We start from the raw sequence: 17,947 nt of genomic DNA on the forward strand, positions 1-17,947 counted from the left end.
GTCATAACCTTGCATCCCTGATGCGCCGCCCGACGCCAACGGTCAAGCAAGACAAAAGTTATACCGCATTATCAATTATAAAACGTGCGATAATAACATGTCATAACAAAGCCATGCAAAATAAGCAGGCGGCAGTATAATGATGCCCCGAACCCGGTCCCGGCCGGAACAGCGCATAGAGGCCATTTTTCATGTCGCACAGACCCCCTTCAGCCAGCCCGCTCGATCGGGCGGATTTCGTGCAGGTACGTGGCGCACGTGAACACAACCTGAAAAATGTGGATGTGGACGTGCCACGCGACAGACTGGTCGTATTCACTGGGGTGTCTGGTTCGGGCAAGTCCTCGCTGGCGTTTGGCACGCTGTATGCGGAAGCGCAGCGGCGGTACCTGGAATCCGTCTCCCCCTATGCCCGCCGGCTGTTCCGGCAGATGCCGGTACCCGATGTCAGCAGCATAGAAGGGCTGCCACCCGCCATTGCGCTCCAGCAGCAGCGCGGCACGGGCACCGGACGGTCATCTGTTGGCAGCATCACCACACTGTCCAACCTGCTGCGCATGCTCTACTCCCGCGCGGGCCATTATCCGGCCGGCATACAAAGGCTGGAAGCAGAATCCTTTTCCGCCAACACGCCTATGGGAGCGTGTCCGCAATGCCATGGGCAGGGCCGCATCATGGATACCACCACTTCCCTGCTGGTGCCCGATGACAGCCTGTCCATCCGCCAGCGCGCCGTGGCCGCCTGGCCTACAGCATGGCAGGGGCAGAACCTGCGCGATATCCTGATTACCAAAGGAGTGGACGTGGACTGCCCGTGGCGCGACCTGCCGCAGGCCACCCGGGAGTGGATCCTGTACACGGATGAGACCCCGACCTATCCCGTCTATCCCGGCCTGGACCACGCTGCCGTGCAACGCGCGATCAGCCAGCATATTCCAGCGGGGTACAATGGCACCTTTACCGGCGCACGGCGCTATGTGCTGCACACCTTCGCCACATCACAGAGTGCCGCCATGCGCAGGCGGGCCGAACGGTTCCTGACCGCGGCCCCCTGCCCTACCTGCCATGGCCAGCGCCTGAACCCCGATGCGCTGCAGGTTACACTGTGCGGACTGAACATAGCGCAGATGACGCGCCAGCCGCTTTCCGCCATGGCGCACACCCTTGCCCCGCTGGCCAATGGCACGCTGGCGCTGGACACCACACCGCAGGAAGGCGACGCCACGGCCATTGCGGCACGGCGGATGGCCGGGGACCTGATCGCGCGCATCGCGGTTCTGGAACGCCTGGGGCTGGGTTACCTGCAAGCCGACCGGTCGGTCACCACCCTGTCTCCGGGGGAATACCAGCGCCTGCGACTGGGCACGCAGATCCGCTCGGGCCTGTTTGGCGTGGTCTATGTGCTGGATGAACCTTCCAGCGGGCTGCACCCGGCCGATGCCCATAACCTGCTGGAATCGCTGGAGGGACTGAAGGCTGGTGGCAATTCGCTCTTTATTGTCGAACACAACCTGTGCCTGATCCGCCGCGCGGACTGGATTGTCGATGTCGGCCCCGATGCCGGCACGCGGGGCGGGGAAGTGCTGTACAGTGGTCCGCCCGACGGGTTGCGCGCGGTCCCGCTTTCGCGCACGGCACCCTACCTGTTCGCAGGCGATGCGCCCATCACGGGCACGCCCCGCACACCCACGACATGGCTGAAACTTGCAGGAGTCACGTGGAACAACCTTCATGACCTGACGGTGGATATTCCGCTAGGCACGTTCGTAACCGTGACGGGGCTGTCCGGCTCGGGCAAATCCAGCCTTGTCAGCCAGGCGCTGCCCGTGCTGGTGGCCCACGCACTGGGGCAGAAACTGGCGACCGACCCGGATGCCGACAGTGTGAACGACCTACCCGAAGGCACGCCGTGCGGACAGGTGACGGCGGGAGCCAGCCAGTTGAAGCGGCTGGTCATGATCGACCAGAAGCCGATCGGGCGTACGCCACGCTCCAACCTTGCCACCTATACCGGCCTGTTTGACACGATCCGCGGGCTTTATGCCGCAACCGACATGGCAAAGGCGCGGGGGTATGACGCAGGCCGCTTTTCATTCAACCTGCCCAAGGGACGCTGCCCCACCTGCGAGGGTGCTGGTTCCGTCATGGTGGAACTGCTGTTCCTGCCCAGCGTGTATTCCCCCTGCCCCACCTGTCATGGTACACGCTACAGGCCCGAAGTGCTGGAAGTAACCCTGCGCGGCCGGTGCATTGCCGACATACTGAACATGACGGTGGACGAAGCCGCCGCCTTCTTTGCCGACACGCCAGCCCTTGCCATTGCCCTTGGCACCCTGCAACAGGGAGGCTTGGGTTATCTCAAGCTCGGGCAGCCCGCGACCGAACTCTCGGGAGGCGAGGCGCAGCGCATCAAGCTTGCGACTGAACTGCAGAAGCAGCGCCGGGGCCATACGCTCTATATTCTTGATGAACCGACCACCGGACTGCACCCAGCCGATGTGGACCGCCTGCAGATACACCTGCAATCGCTGGTCGATGCCGGACATACGGTAGTCGTGGCCGAGCATGACATGCGCGTAGCCGCACGGGGGGACTGGATCATCGACATGGGGCCGCAGGCAGGCGATGGCGGCGGCCGGATCGTGGCGGCAGGCACACCGTACGATGTCGCCCGCAATGCGGCCAGCAGAACCGCCCCGTACCTTCTGCCACTAACAGTTTGAGAAACCGCCTTAAACCGTAAAGAAATTTCTGGTGGAGCTTTGTCCAAAAAGCTTCAGGAGAACGCCGCCTTTTTGAAAAAAGGCGGCACCCAAAAACTTTTACCGTTTTACTGTTCAGGCAGGCAGCACCGCCCACAGTCCGGCCACACCGACAAAGACCAGAACGGAGGCAATGAGCGTCATCACGCTCCAACTCAACAGCCCTTCACGCACGCTCACACCGCACATGCGCGTCACGATCCAGAACCCGGCATCATTGACATGGGAGAACCCCATGCCCCCCGCCCCCATCGCCAGCGCCAGCAGCGCCAGATGCGTCTGGTCAAGATGCAGCCGTCCGATCATGGGACCAAGGATGCCGGCTGTCGTCATCAGCGCCACGGTAGTCGGCCCCTGTGCGACGCGCAGGATCATGGTCAGCACGAAAGCCAGCACCAGCAACGGCAGGCCGGTGGCGGCCAGCAGGCCACCCAGCGCATCCCCCACTCCACTGCCTACCAGCACCTGTGCAAACGCGCCCCCCGCACCGGTAATCAAGATGATAATGGCCGTGCCCGGCAGGGCGGCAGCCACCACTTCGGATACGGTACCAAGTGCTACGCCACGCCGCAGCCCTAGCAGCCACGCGCACAGGATCACATCCAGCCCCAGAGCAACGAAGGGAATACCCGCAAATACCAGCACCGTGCGCAGGCGGCCGGGCGCCATCAGTTCCCCCGCCAGCGTGCCCCCCACCATCAGCAGGACCGGCACAGCAATCACCATTACAATCTCACCGGCACCGACCGGACGGCGCTGGCTGGCCTGCATGAACTGTCTGGCCGGTCCATCTGCCGCATCATGGGTGTGGGCAACATGGCTGGCCTCATCCACCACCGCACGGATATCGGGTGTGCAGCCAAAGGGCCGAGCCATGATTGGGCGGGTCAGCACATAGGTCAATCCCGTCGCCACGGCAGCCAGCGGCAGGCCCAGTAACAGCATGTGGCCCGCTCCCACGCCCAGGGCTCCCGCCACGGCCACGGCGCCGGGATGGGGGGGCAGCAGGGCATGCACGGTCAGCATCGTGACGGCCATGGGTATGCCAAAGACTGCGGGTGCGCGGCCTGTCTGGCGCGCCATGCCATAGACCAGCGGCATGAGCATGATCACGCCCACTTCAAAGAAAACCGGTATGCCCACCCCGAAGGCCGCGATGACCAGCGCCAGCGGCACATGGGCGGCTCCAACGCGATCAACAAGCCGCCCCGCCACTACCGCCGCCCCGCCGGAGAGGTCGATCAGCCGCCCGATCATGGCCCCAAGGGCTACGATAATGGCGATATGGCCCATGGTACGGCCCATGCTGCCCTGAATCGAATCGGCCAGCTTCTCCACCGGCATACCGGTCAGCACCGCCACCGCCACCGCCACGCACAGCAGCGCCACGAAGGGATGCAGCCGCACCCACAGGATCAGAACCAGAAGAACGGCAATCGAGCCAAGGCCAATCAGGATCAGTGCAAGCGGAGTCATGGATGAATTCCGTAAGAAAGCAAAACCACGCATGCATGGCCAGAGACATCTTATCGGACATACGGCCATACCCCGCAACGCCGTCCCTTATTTAAAGCATATCATGAACGGAAAATAGCCGAATTTCGTCATTTACAGCGTAGCTGCCACACCCTTCAGACCTGCTGGTCATTTTCATGCTTGACAGGCGTGTCCGCTGTCTGCATTACGCGCCACCGGTCACAAACCGCTGTCGCTTTTTTGGGCCATCGCGCGCCCTGGGACGTCACGCCATGACAATCATGATCAACCCTGTTCTATCCCCCGCACACCGCCAGTCCGCGCACCGGATGATGGCGCATGTGAAAACGGCCATGCGTGAAATGTGGATCGTACCCATGGTGGTCATGGGCAGCCTTCTGTGCGGCGGCGGCTTCACGCTGCTCGCCCACCTGCTTGGTCACAATGGCTAGGGCCTGACAGGCCCTGATATAATCTGCTGTAGCCACGATGAAAATGACGGAAAGGAAGATGCGGCTGCCTTCCCATATCGGGTTGCGACAGCCCGCCATTCCCTGAGCCTCGCCCACAGATTTTCGGTCAGGTGTCTGCAAGTCCATTTGGGACAGGCGAACGCGACAGGTCTCCAAGCAGAGCATGAGCGGATGGCAGTTCATGTGTCTGACCGGGCGACAGCGTGAAAAACAGCGCCCTGCCATGCCCATCTACGGCTACGCAGACCTTGGTGCCAAAGAGCAGTCAGGCGCCTCACGATCCCTGTGGCGTCCACCATATCTCCCTTTTTTGTCCGCTGCGGCTGCCTTGTAATGGGCACAGATTGTCGTGCCATCAGGAAAGACCATGCCCAATGCCGGATCCATGCCTCTGACCTTTTCAGACAGGTGCCGCCAGACAGCGGGTTGCAACCAGCGAATGCACAACTGCACGCTTATCCACCACGAACCAAGATCAGATGGCAGGGCACGTCATTTTGTACTATTCTGATGATGCCAGAAAATCGCGGAGATCGTCGGCCGAAAGTTCCTCGGTGGAGACTTGCCCCTTTTCGCACAGACTTCCTCGATCAGCGTCTCTCAGCCAGACCAAGTCTGACCAGACAAGACAGACTGCATCATGCCCATCATACTATTGCCTGGCTTTTGGTTCCCCTTTTACGCCCTGGCCGTGGCGGTGAACCTGAACCACCGTGCCGTCGATCGTCGCATAGTCCATGTCGGCATCGCCAGAAACCGCTTCTTGAAAACACCAGCTTCCATCCAGTCGCTGTAGCGGAAATAAACCGAGTTTCAATGATCAAAACCCGGCGGCAGGTCCCGCAACGGACTACCAGTACGGGCTATCCACAACACAGCTTCGATGAACAGGCGGTTATCCTTCCCGCTGCGTCCTCGATATGACTTCTTCCCAAGGCACAGCGGTTCCATTTTCGCCCATTGGGCATCCGTCAGTATGAAGCGACCCATATCAACTTTGAATCATATTCAGAGGATACAAAAAGCATAATTCCCAACAGATCCCAATAACTCTTTTTAAAACAGTCTCTTATCTTTCAACAGACACCTGAAGGGCTCAGCGCGCAGCATGATGGGCCGCAGTCTTAGTGGCGGCAGCCTTGGGTGCCACCGGGGCCAGCCAGTGGATGCGGGCATTGCGCAATTCGAAATTACGCTGGCCCTGCACGCCCATGTCGCCGAACGGATCGTACACCACGCCACTGACCTCGGCCCGGCACTGGGGCTGCTGGCCGGTATCGCCACAGATCTGCTGGGCACGGCGCAGGGAGGCTTCCTCCATGGTCGTGCCATCAAGGGGCACGGTACCATTCCAGTCCACCTGCCCGGGCAGGTCGGCAATACGGAAGGCAGCGCAATCCGCCCCGCCTGAATTGGCAGACGTAATGTAGCATCCTTCTATGCGTACGGCCTTGCCCACATATTGGGCCGCCTGAGTCTGGAAGGCGGCGACATCAAGGGCAGGAGCCTGCGGGGGGGCATCAGGTTGCGCCCGGCGCGCGCGCGCCATTGCAGCACTGGGAAACGGCCCCCCGGCCATGATGGCAAGTGCCGCCAGCGCACCAAGATGAAAACGTCGGCTCACGTCCTGTACTCCTTCCATTGGGTATCAGCCTGCGCTGACAGTCTGGAAGGAAGTTTCTGCCATACGGACGGGCCTTGTCACCACAGGGCAGCGTGCGGTCTGCCATGCACCCATGACCGGCAGGACAGTCACTAGAAAGGCGAAGCCTTCTGCCCGGCCCCCTGCCCCAGATCCGCAAAATGCTGGGTCTCCGCACAGCCACGGAAACGGTCCAGAACGGGAATGCTGCCCACAAGGTTGACGCTGAGCGTAGTACGATCCCCGAATTTCACAAGCGCCATATGCGTGCCGGCCATGGCATTGAGCAAGGTGGTCAGTTCACCGGGCGCGATATTGGCCGCGAGCGTCGTGGCATCGTTTGCCTGCATGTGAAACACATGGGTATAGGCACCCACGGTCACGGTCATGTCCCCTTTCTGGCCAGTGGCCAGGGTCCAGTGGTCATCCGCGCTGCGCACCTGAAGCGAATCGGCATCGGCGCGGAACATCAGGATCTCGCTCTCGGAACCTGCGATGCACAGGTCGGTATGCACACCGGAATCGGGTGTATGATGAATGGCAACCCAGCCCCCCGCACGTTCATCAACCAGCATCTGCGATGCACTGCGGCTGCCGCTTTCGTCACTAGGCAGCATGGCGACGGGCATCGCACTCGGCTTTTCATCATAAGACTGGGCCACAGCAACAGCCGGCACACCTGCAAACGCCAGACAACCCAGAAGCAGGTTCAGTTTCCTGTTCACTTTGCGACAATCCCCATTACGGCAGAGACCGACGAATCGGAGTTACAAATCATGACAATCACGGCTATATGATGGAGACATATAATGTCACAATCATGGACACGAAAGAATATATGTCTACACCCTGCAAGCCTGACCTGATCATGATGTCCGGTCATGGTCAGTATACGACAAAGCATGTCCTGCTTGCAGCGCGATGCGTGCCACGTTGGCAGCCCGAATAATAGTAAAGAAGATTTTCATTTTCCCGCCCACGTCAGGCCGGTACCCACCCGCGGCATTGGCCCAGGGGCGCGGGCGCGTTATCATACTCACAACACACCATGTTTTTGCAGATACGGAAGGAAAAAGCCGGGATGCGCCTGCTACCTGCTGCCATCCTGGCAATCGGAACCCTATGTACCTTGCCGCAGGCCCGCGCGGCCGACCCTGACTGGGTATTTGCCAATAGCGGGCCTGGAGGCCAGCCGATGGTCATGTCCCATCAAGGGTCGCTGGATGTCATGTTCTACCGTTCAGCCAGTGGTACGATCGGCATCGCCATCCACCAGCGCCACGGGCGGTACCGCAACCCGCGCGGGGTAGAAACGGCCATGGTCATGATCGGCAGATTCACCATTGCGCTGCAGACCTTCCTTGATGGTCAGAAATGGGACACGGCAGGCGGCGATCTGAAGCCCGATACGGTGCCCGACATGGTGGATGCCCTGAAGGTGGCGGCAACAGGCGCGCTGATCCCGTTCGAACATGACCCGGTTCCCTTCTCAGTCCGCGGAGCAATGGCCGCACTCGATGACCTGGCACACTATGCCAAGGACCATGGCGAGAGCCTGCCCCCGCCGCTACAACCCGCCCCCGCCACCCATGCGGCACCGGGCGTGGACATAGAAAAACTGGCCCATCACCCCTACGATACCCAACACGGTCGCAGGCTGGTGCTGCCGCTATACGATATTGCCGCCAATTGCGGACGCGCCCACATCGAAATGCAGGATACCGACGGGGAATGCATTACCGCCGAGCAGAAAAGCCAGGCGGCCCTTACCGCCCAGTGGGCACAGTATGACAGCGACCTGAAGGGGGCCTGCCTTTCACTGGTCAGCGATCCGGGGCGGCTGGAGAAATACCAGGCCCTGCTCATGTGTCTCTCACGCTATCAGGATGACCGGCGGCAATGGCAGCTCGTATCGGGATCGAGCGGCAGTGACGATATCCTGCCCGCCAAGAATGGTGGTGCGGGCCAGCCGCCTGCCACAGCCCCCACACCCCCGTAACGCATGCGGGCGGCACGCACGGCGACCGACTGTCCACAGCAGGCTGATCTTGCATTTTTACCTGTTTCGCCAGCCATACGGTGGATGCCACACCGGGTCATCCACTTCGTTATCCACATGATTTACTGGCTTATCCACAGATTGGGCTGTTATTCAGCGCCCTTGTGGCTGGCGCTCCAGCGGGCGCAGGCAATCTGTCGGCCATCGCGCAGGGAAGGATCTACCGTCATCTCCCCCCGCGGCACGGGGCCATCAGTTATGCGATGGCCCGTGCCCATATGCCCCGACCACGTGGCATAGGACAGGGTGCGGTACGTATCGGCCGCACAGTTGTAGACAACGGAGAACCGGACAGAGGCAAACGGCAGCCCGTGCCGGATCATATCCTCGTCAAAATCCTGGATGAACGTTGCCGATGAATGCGCGCCATGCAACTGGATGGAAGCAAGATCAATATATTCATTAACCTTGTTCTGGTATGGTGGCAGTTTGTGCAGTTCCACGCTGTCATGCGGCGCAGGGGATGCGGGCAGATCCTGTGCCCGTGCCATCCGCGCACCGGCCATCATGCCACCACAGGCAATACCCGTGGCCAGTACCGCCACCACAACCCTGTATCCCATTTTCTCCCTTTCATGTGTACAACACACAGGCGTACACGCCAGACCCTGCTTCATATCCCTGTTTTGCAGGATCACGCCGGTAGCGGCAAGCATAACAGCAGCCAATCGGGACCAGCCTCTTCTTGCGTTACGGGATTGCATCATGCGCGCCACGCTTCCATGTAAAAGTCACCTCCTTCTGCTTGCCACATGGCTGCTGGCAGCATTGCCCGCCACCGTGGCATGGGCCACACCCCAACCCGTAACCATAACGCGCGCGCCCTTTGGCACGCTGGCGGACGGGCAGACAGTAGAGCAGTTCACGCTGGCTAACGGTCGGGGCATGAGCGTGCGGGTCATGACCTATGGCGCGATCATAACCGCCATTGACGTGCCTGACCGCTGGGGGCACGTAGCGGACGTGGTGCTGGGTTTTCCCACACTGGAAGGATACGTGGTGAACAACCCGCGCGGCAGCCTGTATTTTGGCGCAACTGTAGGGCGGGTGGCCAACCGCATCAGAGGTGGCAGCTTTACGCTTGATGGGCGCACCTACCATATTCCCCAGACAGAAGGGACCAACGCCCTGCACGGCGGCCGTCAGGGTTTTGACCGGCATGTCTGGAGCGTGGAGACCATCACCACCACGCCGCAGGCCGCCAGCGTGACCCTGATGCGGGTCAGTCCCGATGGCGAAGAAGGCTTTCCCGGCACCCTGACCACGCATGTCACATTTGGCCTGAACACGCGCAACGAACTGTCGCTCCATTACCGCGCCACCACCGACAGGCCCACCGTGGTCAACCTGACCAACCACAGCTACTTCAACCTGGGGGGAGAGGGGAGCGGGTCGGTGGAAAGCGAGATCCTGCAGATCCATGCAGATACCTTTACCCCGGTAGATGCGCAGTCACTGCCACTAGGCACCATAGCGCCAGTGGCGGGCACAGCGCTCGATTTCCGCATGCCCCGGCGCATCGGCGCGGGCCTGCGCGACGGGGGGCAACAAATGCTGTTCCAGCGCGGCTACGACCATAACTGGATCGTGGGCGGCACGCCCACGCGGGCACCGATCCCTGCCGCCCACCTGTCAGACCCGGCATCGGGCCGGAACATGGACGTACTGACCACCCAGCCCGGCCTGCAGGTCTATACCGCCAATGCGCTTGATGGGCGTTACAGCGGGCCTGCGGGGCACGCCTACCGCCAGACGGACGCCGTGGCACTGGAGGCCGAACATTATCCTGACAGCCCCAACCACCCGGATTTCCCTACCATCACCCTTCGGCCAGGTGAAACCTATGACCAGACAACCATTTACCGCCTGGGCGTAGAACCGATGGGGCACGGTACTCCCTGAAACCATGCCGCAACCTTTGACTTGCGGCCGATCATCTTTACATATCTCACCCTGATGTGATCACGGAACAGGAAACTCAGATGAAAACATTGACCGCGCTGCTGCTGCTTGCAGGCCTTGCAGGCTGTGCAGCCAACAACCCGCCCAGCGACCCGTCACAGAGTGGCGGCGTGGGCGGCATGACCGGCTCCCCCGGGCAGGACGGACCCAATGATGGCCCCGGCGGCAGCGGCGGTCCGGGCATGGGCAACTAGCAGCCCATGCAGGCAGAGACGCGTTCAGTCGCGCCCGCCGCTTATGTTGATAACCCCCAGCCCAAGCAGGCCAAGACCGGCCAGCCCTTCGGCAACCATCCATGACACCGGCCCGATACCATCCGCCGTCATGCCCCGTACCAGCACGCCAACGCTGCCGATCATGAGCAGCAGGGAGACAATGGTTGCCCATTTTACAATCTTGCTGCGGTTCATCAAATCTCTTCGCTGTCTGTCCATCGATCTGCCATGCGGGGCGATCGCGTTCCTTCTACCACCTTGGATGGGGCAGCGTCCAAACACTGCATGCGCAGCCGCAATGCATCTGCTGCACAACACATACAGCATTCATGCAAAAGTGATATGGAGGAATATTTCTTTCATGCTTGCATGACGTTGACAGGTTTGTAAGCGGACAGATCACGCAAGGAAAACAGGCAATGCAGGCACGCATCTCACCCCACAGCCCAAAGGCTGAATGGTCAGCGCGGATGCGTTACATTGTTCAGTCCTGCACGGCCTATCCCTATGCGTTCCTGCGCCTGTGGGATGGAGACTAAGCGCTCACTCCCCTATTCATGCCGCAGGCTGGCGGCGTCGAACCATTCATCGTTGCCGCTGCCATCACCGCGTACGCGGATCTGGCCGTTCTCGATGATTTCAACGACCGTCCCCTTCATGCCCCGCAGGGCCGGTGCCACCGGCGCATCATCCTTTACCACCACAATATCGCCTGCCTTAAAATCCATGCTGTCTTCTCCTGTTTGCAGCGGTAAAGTTCCTATCCATCGGGGGCCGGGTGCCATCAGCACTGCGCCCCCCTGCCGATCATGCCAGCCATGCCGGGCATCGCAAACCCGCCATGCATGCGCATGACATAGCACATGCGCATGCATGGCGGGTTGCATGCGGACCTGTCCATGCCGACATGAATTCCAGCAACAATTGCAAACGGGATATCAGCATGTCAGCAGACCATCATCTTCCTTCCGCCACCGAACTTGAGCGCGAACTGGCACAGGTGCGCCGCGATCATGACATTGCCGTCAAGGACCGGCCCGAACACGCGCAAGCTCTGGCACAGCGCATCAAGAAGATTGAGGCCGAACTCGCCCGCCAGAAATAAACTGCCCATCATCACGGACCGGCAGGCCGCTCAGGCCGCTGGTCCGTGTTCAGGCATGGGAATGGGAGCCTGTGTCACGGGCGCTGGTGGCCGCACCAGCCAGTAGACGATCCCAAGCGAAAGGGTGGCCGCCGAAAGGGCCAGCAATTCCATGACATCCACCTCCTTGAGGTCGATGACGATGAACTTGCGCACCGTGGCCAGCATGCCGATCAGCAGGACCGACCGCATGCGGATCAGGCTATGAGGCTGGGCATCGGGCAGGACGAGTATGGAATGCTTGAACTCCAGCGCGATCAGTACGGTAAAGAACATGCCGAAGATGCTCTGCAGCATTTCCGGGCTGGTCGGATTCAGGCCGCTTGCCAGCAACATCCGCCCGACTGCGACCACCACATGCACCAGCGATGTGCCGGCAATGACGACGATAAGCAGGGTGAGCACCAGCATGACCACCTCCTCGAACAGATCGAACAGGCGGGCCATCTGAAGGAAACCGGGCAGGCGTGTCATCATCAGGCGGGGTAATGCCTTACTGGCTGGGGGTGAATGGTTGCGCCACCGACTGTACAGGAATCGCGGCAGGCATGCAAAACCGCTGCGCTGTCAAGTGCTGCGGCAGGCGGGCAGCATTGCGACAGGTGGCATGGAAACACCCGCCCTGCACCCTATGTCATAACACGCAGGCACGTAATGTGTCGCCCATGGCGCCCATCAGTGCCCATGGCATGAGCAGACAGGAAGCAATCATGAGCAAAGCAGCAACAACTGGCCCCGATGCACAGGGCAAGTACAGCCTTGAAGTGAATGTCGGTGGCCTGAGCGAGACGCTGGGCGGCTTCTCTTCCAAGATGGAAGCCGAGGATTACGCGGTCTCCCTCCTGCGGCGGGTGCGGGAACTGGCCAAGGCCGATGGCCTGAAATAACGCCTGCCTTTACCCTTCTCGCCAACGCGCGTGCATCCGGCATAGCCGCTTGGCGGGAAGGGTTGTAAAGATGCGTGGGAACACTGTCGTCTTGCGGCCTTTTTTCTCTATAACAGGATGACCTGACAGGATCGGGAGATCTTCCGTTAATGGAAAAGGAACCTCTCCCCCATGAAACGACTGACCTGATCACTGTCCGATACAGATGCCTGCCAGTGGGCTTGCAGCCTGCGTGGATGACCTGCGGGGCGGCTATGGCGACACGCGGCGTTAATGGTCCGGGCTGCCCTCCTGGGGAACCGGCCCGTTCCCCTATCCGTGGTGCCCCGTGCCTGACAGCAGGTTCATGACCAGCACCCCGGCCAGTATGAGCGCCATGCCGCCTATAGCGGCCAGATCGAGCTTCTGACCCAGTACCACGCGACATACCAACGTGATCAGCACGGTCCCCACACCGGACCATATGGCATAAGCCACCCCAGTCGGGATGGTGCGCAGCGCCAGCGACAGCGCATAGAACGCCACCCCATACCCCACCACGGTCACGCAGGAAGGACCGAGCCGGGTAAAACCGTTGGAAAGGGTGAGGCAGAACGTGGCCGTCACCTCCGCCAGTATGGCAACGAGCAGGCAGGCATAAGCCATCGGTCAGGCCTGCCGTGCCGGGGGGGGCCTGCGCGGGGGCAGGCCCGACAAGCGAGGGCGGGACACATGTGGGGGGCGGGGGGTTTCATCCCGAATCGCAACAGCATCCTGCCCGCGTGCCTGCAGTGCGCGGGCAAAGCGCTGGACATGTGTCCATTGCGCGCCCGCATACAGTTCCCGCCCGTCCAGCATCACGCGGTGTCGTCTCAATGCAGTCCTCATCCCGCTATATCTGCGCATGAAATGGGTATCCGCACCGCTGAGCACAACAGCAGGCAAAAATACTTTACGCCGCGCAGGAAACCTTCGCTTTTCTGAAACGATTCATGTATGAGGAAGATAGGAGGTATGAATCATGAGCAACTCTGCACGTATGATCGCTCACCTGCTGATTACGGTCAGGCTGAGTACCCGCAATCATCCTTCGCCACCGGCTTCCAGCAACAAACAGGACTAGACAGTCGCCCTGCCGCACGGCGGAAAAGGCAGGCAGACCAGCGCGGCCATGTTATGACATGGTCGGGTTTAGCCCAACTTGCGCGTGCGCATCAGACGACTGCCAAGATCCGCCAGTTCATCATGGTGCAGCAGGAATACGGAATTGGAACCCGCCAGTTGCCGGGCTGAAGCGGTGTAATCCGCGTTGGAGACAACAGCCGCCACATCGGCATGATAGTGCAGGCGGGCGGCGGCAACCTGCTGTACCGCATCATTTCCCACGGCATTTCGGTACAGCTTGCACTGCACGACCAGCCGCAGCCTGCCCCGCTGGGCAATCACATCGGCCCCCTGATCCCCGCCCGGTGGCGTAATATGTGCCTCCCACCCGCATGCCCGTAAACGGTCAGCACAGTAATGCTCGTAAGCGATGGGGTCCATGTCAGGTGCATAACCCGCATCGGAACCCGCAGGGGGCTGGCAGGCAACGCGCTCGATCCGGGCCTGTACCGCTGCCGCAAGACCCGGCCAGACGTGGTCCAGATGCCGTAACCGCAACGCAGGACGCAGGACGGTCCTGCTGAACGCCGCCATCTCACGCTGCCATTTGCCGGTCTGTTCCACCCCATAGCTGTTCGGTTGCACAAGCTGCCTGCGCCGGATACGCAAGGCCTCGGCATGCTGGCGGATCAGCCCTGTGCACATACGCCATGCCCGCCGCCTGCGCCACCACCGCCAGCCCTGCCGCAGGATCGGCCATAACAGCATGGCCCCGCCCCCCATTATGACCAGCCGTAACAGGCCTACAGGCAGGGATGCGCCCACCCGTGTTGCCGCACTGGCGGGAAAATACAGGGCAGCCTCTCCCCGCTGCGCGGGAAGATGGCGTAGCAGCAACACATCACCATGCTGGCCCACAAGCTGCCATGTTCCCCCCTCCGCCGCGCGCTGGCAGTGCAGGGCGGCCAGCGCGTGGTCATGTCCTATGGCTACAGACAGGTGCCGAGCGCGATGCAGGGCCTCGGGCTGAGTGCAGCCGGGCGTTGCGGGTGCCAAATGATAAAGGGGATGTGCGGCCATGGCCGGGGTACAGCCCAGCAGCAGCCAGACCCACAGCCATGGCATAATCCCTGCACGCATCTTTTCGTTCCCGCTCCCTGCCATTGGTCGTGCGGCAGACCCTAAAACATGAGAACAAAATAAGAAAGTGTGCAAATAACCTGTATTTCCGGCATGGTTTTCCATCCCCTACACGGCTTATCATGGCGACATGCGAATCTGCTTTATCGGTGACAGTTACGTCACGGGCACAGGTGACGAGACCTGTCAGGGCTGGGCCGGGCGGCTATGCGCCATGGAACGGCAGGCCGGGCATGATGTCACGCTCTACAACCTCGGCGTGCGCGGGCAGACCAGCCATGACATTGCCCAACGCTGGCAGACCGAGACCGAAGCCCGCATTGGTGGCAGGGCGGATGGCAGGATCGTGCTGTCCTTCGGTGCCAATGACTGCACGATACGGCCCGATGGGCAGCCTCGGCTCGGGTATGAACGCAGTCTGGCCGCTGCCTGCGCCATACTGGCAATGGCTGCCGCGCACTGGCCCGTACTGATGGTCGGACCGCCCCCTACCGGCACCGCCATGACAGATGTCCGCACACAGGCCCTTTCTGCCGCACAGGCCACGGCCTGTAAGCGACTGGGGATACCCTTCCTGCCCATAACCGATACCCTGCTTGCCGCGCCCCTGTGGTGTGCCGAAATCAGCCATGGGGACGGCACACACCCCGCCGGTGGGGGATATGACGAATTGGCCCACATCATTCATGGCTGGGCTGCGTGGCGGGCGTGGATGGACGCATCGGCCCAGACTTAAAAAGACGACCTTCTCCGAAGCGTCGTGAAAAAAGCTTCACCAGAAACTTCTTTATAATTTACAGGACGTTTCAATAGCAGATTTCTGGAACAGTCCCCAAAAAAAGGCATAGACACATGAAGAAGATCACCACTCTGGCGCTGTTGGGCGTACTCGCAGCAGGCGGCGCGCCCCATGCCCGCGCCAACGTGCCGGAAGGGGAGCTGAACTCCCTTTACATCCGCCCCGAAGTGCAGTTGCCTACTCCTGCACTGTCCTTTCCCAGCTATCCCATCGTGGATGACTGCACCACCGAATTTGGTGATGAAGTGACAAATGCCTGCGTTACGGGAGAAAAGGAACGCGCGCTGGTCCTGCAGCCCGCATGGGATGAGTACAAGGACAGCGACAAGATCACCTGTCAGGAGGAAGTGGTCCACACCCGCCATATCCAGCTATACAAAAACCTGGCCTACTGCCTGGACAAGCGCCGCTACGATGCATGGCGCAAGACCCACCCCGAAGGCCACTGAACCCCTGTCCGCATTCAGTTGCGGGCAATATGGCAGTGCGCATCATCATGACTGTGATCGTAATCCACGCTCTGGTTGGCAGCACTGTCCCCGTGCACGATACGGCGCGGCAGGCCGGGATGGGCTGACAGGGCGGAACGCGCCATATCAGCCCCCTGATAGGCCAGTCCCGCTGCATCGAGAACGCTGGCGGGAATGGCGGCCAGCGTAAAGGGGGCATGCGTATTGTCGCGCGCTGCCTGCATGGCCTGCGGGCGGTCAGCCTGCCAGGCAGCGGATGCCCAGAAATAGAACGGCACCTCATACGCCGCACGCACATCCCCATGCGCGGGAATGCCCGCCGTGCATTCATTTACGCGCACCCCGTGGTCCGACACATAGAACAGCGTGGCAGGGCCACCATGGGCGGCAAGGCTGGCGCGCACATGCGCCAGCAGGTGGTCGGTATAGGCAATGCTGTTGTCATAGGATGTGCCAACATGACTGAAGGCGGCGGGATAACGGTCGGCTGCGTTCTCATGGCTGCCAAACAGGTGCAGCACGATAAAAACGGGGCCGCGCGCCTGTGCAATGGCCCCGTCCACCACGGGCAACATGCGTTCATCCAGCACCGGGCTGCTCATGATCCCACCATGCACGGTGGTGTAGGCAATATGATGCGCCTGTTCCGAATAGGCGCCGATCACACTGTCATACGGCCCCAGGCGGGGGTGGTTGCTGATCCACCATGTATCAAACCCCGCAGCATTGAACACCGATACCAGGTCATGCCCCGGTACGGCACCAGACAGCAGACGGTCATAACCCGACAGAATGACCGGCACGGCACCCACCGTGTAATCAAAGGGAGTGACCATGTTATCAAAGCGCACAAGACCCGGCACCTGCTCCATCTCGGGCGTGGTGGACACGGGGTAGCCGTACAGGTGCTGGTGGTCACGCCGCGCGCTCTCGCCAATCACCAGCACCACCACCTGTGGTGCCGCATCGGGCGGCGGGGCCAGAAAATGGACAGGTTCACGGCTGATGCGACTGGCCATCTGTGCCACGCGCCACGTCTCGCGCCGGGCGGCGACGTAACCGCTCAGCACGCTCCATGGCCATGCCCGGTCAAAGCGGGCATGGATGGGCACCATCGGGTTTTCGGTCCCGCCGCGCGCAGGCGGCAGGCTATACCAGAGCCGCACGGTCGGCACCACGATCACGGCCAACAGCACCCCCATGCACGCCATGCGCGTGCGTGGCCGCCACCGCACCACCGGCCCGCGCGGGCGCAGGCAGTACAGCGCCGAAAGCGCCCCCCACAGCACCATCCACGCACACAGATACGGCAGGACCGGCCCGATATACCCCTTCACCACCGGCAGCGAGCAGTAGAACAGGATCAGCCACAGTGGATAACCCGGCGGCACACCACTTATGCTGATGTAATAAAGCGCGCCGGGCAGCAGCACGACTGCGGGCAGCAGGCAGGCCAGCAACACCCGCCTGCTGTTGCACGCCAGCGCCACCACACCCCACAGCAGGACTGCGCGCAGTACCCCCTGCAGCGCCGTGCAGGCGGGCAGCAGCGCCAGCACCACCATGCTGCCCAGCAGCGCATCAGGCCAGAAACGGGCGCACAAGCCACGCAGGCGGCGGCGCAGGGCGGTCGGGCGGGACGGATTCATGCCGGGTTCATGCCACGGCCCCGACGTGCCTGATAGGCCCTGCAACCGTCCCTGCGGCTGCGTGATGGCACGTTTGTGAATGAACCACCCCGCAGCAGTACTTTTTATCCCCTGCCGCCGCGCTTAATAATGCACCCACCGGGAGGCCCGCACGCCAACGGGCGCCAGACAGAGCGCGGATAAAAG

At 61.3% G+C, this 17,947-nt stretch carries 21 protein-coding genes; 9 read left to right on the forward strand and 12 right to left on the reverse strand.

Annotation, left to right across the window (positions count from 1 at the left end; genetic code table 11):
• Window positions 1-191 precede the first annotated feature (191 nt).
• On the forward strand, window positions 192-2,723 hold the full coding sequence (locus GLX_RS07815; RefSeq protein WP_014105442.1) for an excinuclease ABC subunit UvrA: 2,532 nt from the start codon (window positions 192-194) through the stop codon (window positions 2,721-2,723).
• 114 nt (window positions 2,724-2,837) lie between these two features.
• Here GLX_RS07815 and GLX_RS07820 read toward each other — a convergent pair whose 3' ends face one another.
• Entirely contained in the window at window positions 2,838-4,238 is a 1,401-nt protein-coding gene (locus tag GLX_RS07820; protein ID WP_014105443.1) for a GntP family transporter, read from the reverse strand.
• Between the two features lie 281 nt (window positions 4,239-4,519).
• On the opposite strand from GLX_RS07820, the gene GLX_RS17150 reads away from it, so the two are divergent.
• Complete coding sequence (locus GLX_RS17150) at window positions 4,520-4,690, forward strand: hypothetical protein (protein ID WP_231850301.1); 171 nt, start codon at window positions 4,520-4,522, stop codon at window positions 4,688-4,690.
• Window positions 4,691-5,524: 834 nt separating this feature from the next.
• On the opposite strand, the gene GLX_RS19335 is transcribed toward GLX_RS17150, so the two are convergent.
• The 3 genes from GLX_RS19335 to GLX_RS07835 all read right to left on the reverse strand — a co-directional run bounded on the left by GLX_RS19335 (window position 5,525) and on the right by GLX_RS07835 (window position 7,078).
• Entirely contained in the window at window positions 5,525-5,701 is a 177-nt protein-coding gene (locus GLX_RS19335) for an IS5 family transposase (protein ID WP_014105446.1), read from the reverse strand.
• Between the two features lie 106 nt (window positions 5,702-5,807).
• On the reverse strand, window positions 5,808-6,335 hold the full coding sequence (locus GLX_RS07830) for a hypothetical protein (RefSeq protein WP_148268559.1): 528 nt from the start codon (window positions 6,333-6,335) through the stop codon (window positions 5,808-5,810).
• 131 nt (window positions 6,336-6,466) lie between these two features.
• On the reverse strand, window positions 6,467-7,078 hold the full coding sequence (locus GLX_RS07835) for a hypothetical protein (protein ID WP_228391388.1): 612 nt from the start codon (window positions 7,076-7,078) through the stop codon (window positions 6,467-6,469).
• A gap of 356 nt (window positions 7,079-7,434) precedes the next feature.
• Here GLX_RS07835 and GLX_RS07840 point away from each other — a divergent pair, with 356 nt between their 5' ends.
• Window positions 7,435-8,352: a hypothetical protein gene (locus GLX_RS07840; RefSeq protein ID WP_148268560.1), complete on the forward strand. Its 918-nt coding sequence runs from the start codon at window positions 7,435-7,437 to the stop codon at window positions 8,350-8,352.
• 149 nt (window positions 8,353-8,501) lie between these two features.
• On the opposite strand, the gene GLX_RS07845 is transcribed toward GLX_RS07840, so the two are convergent.
• Window positions 8,502-8,975 carry a surface-adhesin E family protein gene (locus GLX_RS07845; protein WP_193360638.1) on the reverse strand — a complete coding sequence of 158 codons (474 nt, stop codon included), beginning with the start codon at window positions 8,973-8,975 and terminating at the stop codon, window positions 8,502-8,504.
• A gap of 142 nt (window positions 8,976-9,117) precedes the next feature.
• Between GLX_RS07845 and GLX_RS07850 the strand changes: the two genes are divergently transcribed.
• Both GLX_RS07850 and GLX_RS18595 read left to right on the forward strand, forming a co-directional pair.
• Window positions 9,118-10,314 (forward strand): aldose epimerase family protein, encoded by a 1,197-nt coding sequence (locus GLX_RS07850; RefSeq protein WP_014105451.1) that lies wholly within the window; start codon window positions 9,118-9,120, stop codon window positions 10,312-10,314.
• Between the two features lie 80 nt (window positions 10,315-10,394).
• Entirely contained in the window at window positions 10,395-10,568 is a 174-nt protein-coding gene (locus tag GLX_RS18595) for a hypothetical protein (RefSeq protein ID WP_014105452.1), read from the forward strand.
• 24 nt (window positions 10,569-10,592) lie between these two features.
• Here GLX_RS18595 and GLX_RS07855 read toward each other — a convergent pair whose 3' ends face one another.
• A complete protein-coding gene (locus GLX_RS07855) occupies window positions 10,593-10,784 on the reverse strand; it encodes a hypothetical protein (protein ID WP_041247271.1) in 192 nt (63 codons plus the stop codon).
• Window positions 10,785-11,140: 356 nt separating this feature from the next.
• Window positions 11,141-11,317: a hypothetical protein gene (locus GLX_RS18600; protein ID WP_167537196.1), complete on the reverse strand. Its 177-nt coding sequence runs from the start codon at window positions 11,315-11,317 to the stop codon at window positions 11,141-11,143.
• 215 nt (window positions 11,318-11,532) lie between these two features.
• Here GLX_RS18600 and GLX_RS18605 point away from each other — a divergent pair, with 215 nt between their 5' ends.
• The gene (locus GLX_RS18605; RefSeq protein WP_167537197.1) at window positions 11,533-11,694 is read left to right on the forward strand and encodes a hypothetical protein; all 162 of its coding nucleotides are present in this window, start codon (window positions 11,533-11,535) and stop codon (window positions 11,692-11,694) included.
• Window positions 11,695-11,724: 30 nt separating this feature from the next.
• Here GLX_RS18605 and GLX_RS07865 read toward each other — a convergent pair whose 3' ends face one another.
• Complete coding sequence (locus GLX_RS07865) at window positions 11,725-12,210, reverse strand: phosphate-starvation-inducible PsiE family protein (RefSeq protein WP_014105456.1); 486 nt, start codon at window positions 12,208-12,210, stop codon at window positions 11,725-11,727.
• Between the two features lie 233 nt (window positions 12,211-12,443).
• On the opposite strand from GLX_RS07865, the gene GLX_RS18610 reads away from it, so the two are divergent.
• A complete protein-coding gene (locus tag GLX_RS18610) occupies window positions 12,444-12,620 on the forward strand; it encodes a hypothetical protein (RefSeq protein WP_167537198.1) in 177 nt (58 codons plus the stop codon).
• A 312-nt stretch (window positions 12,621-12,932) separates the two neighbouring features.
• Here the strand turns inward: GLX_RS18610 and GLX_RS07875 are convergent, their stop codons facing one another.
• From GLX_RS07875 to GLX_RS07885, 3 genes are all read right to left on the reverse strand, one after another.
• The gene (locus GLX_RS07875) at window positions 12,933-13,265 is read right to left on the reverse strand and encodes a DMT family transporter (protein ID WP_014105458.1); all 333 of its coding nucleotides are present in this window, start codon (window positions 13,263-13,265) and stop codon (window positions 12,933-12,935) included.
• 3 nt (window positions 13,266-13,268) lie between these two features.
• Entirely contained in the window at window positions 13,269-13,475 is a 207-nt protein-coding gene (locus GLX_RS07880; RefSeq protein WP_231850302.1) for a hypothetical protein, read from the reverse strand.
• Window positions 13,476-13,790: 315 nt separating this feature from the next.
• Window positions 13,791-14,843, reverse strand: coding sequence for a restriction endonuclease (locus tag GLX_RS07885; protein ID WP_041247721.1), 1,053 nt, complete (start codon window positions 14,841-14,843; stop codon window positions 13,791-13,793).
• A gap of 130 nt (window positions 14,844-14,973) precedes the next feature.
• Between GLX_RS07885 and GLX_RS07890 the strand changes: the two genes are divergently transcribed.
• Together GLX_RS07890 and GLX_RS07895 are read left to right on the forward strand one after the other, a co-directional pair.
• The gene (locus GLX_RS07890) at window positions 14,974-15,579 is read left to right on the forward strand and encodes a GDSL-type esterase/lipase family protein (RefSeq protein WP_014105461.1); all 606 of its coding nucleotides are present in this window, start codon (window positions 14,974-14,976) and stop codon (window positions 15,577-15,579) included.
• 116 nt (window positions 15,580-15,695) lie between these two features.
• Window positions 15,696-16,091, forward strand: a complete 396-nt coding sequence (locus GLX_RS07895; RefSeq protein ID WP_014105462.1) for a hypothetical protein — start codon at window positions 15,696-15,698, stop codon at window positions 16,089-16,091.
• 14 nt (window positions 16,092-16,105) lie between these two features.
• On the opposite strand, the gene GLX_RS07900 is transcribed toward GLX_RS07895, so the two are convergent.
• The gene (locus GLX_RS07900) at window positions 16,106-17,761 is read right to left on the reverse strand and encodes a phosphoethanolamine transferase (RefSeq protein ID WP_014105463.1); all 1,656 of its coding nucleotides are present in this window, start codon (window positions 17,759-17,761) and stop codon (window positions 16,106-16,108) included.
• Window positions 17,762-17,947 lie beyond the last annotated feature (186 nt).

Source organism: Komagataeibacter medellinensis NBRC 3288 (assembly GCF_000182745.2).
Taxonomy (GTDB): Bacteria; Pseudomonadota; Alphaproteobacteria; order Acetobacterales; family Acetobacteraceae; genus Komagataeibacter; species Komagataeibacter medellinensis.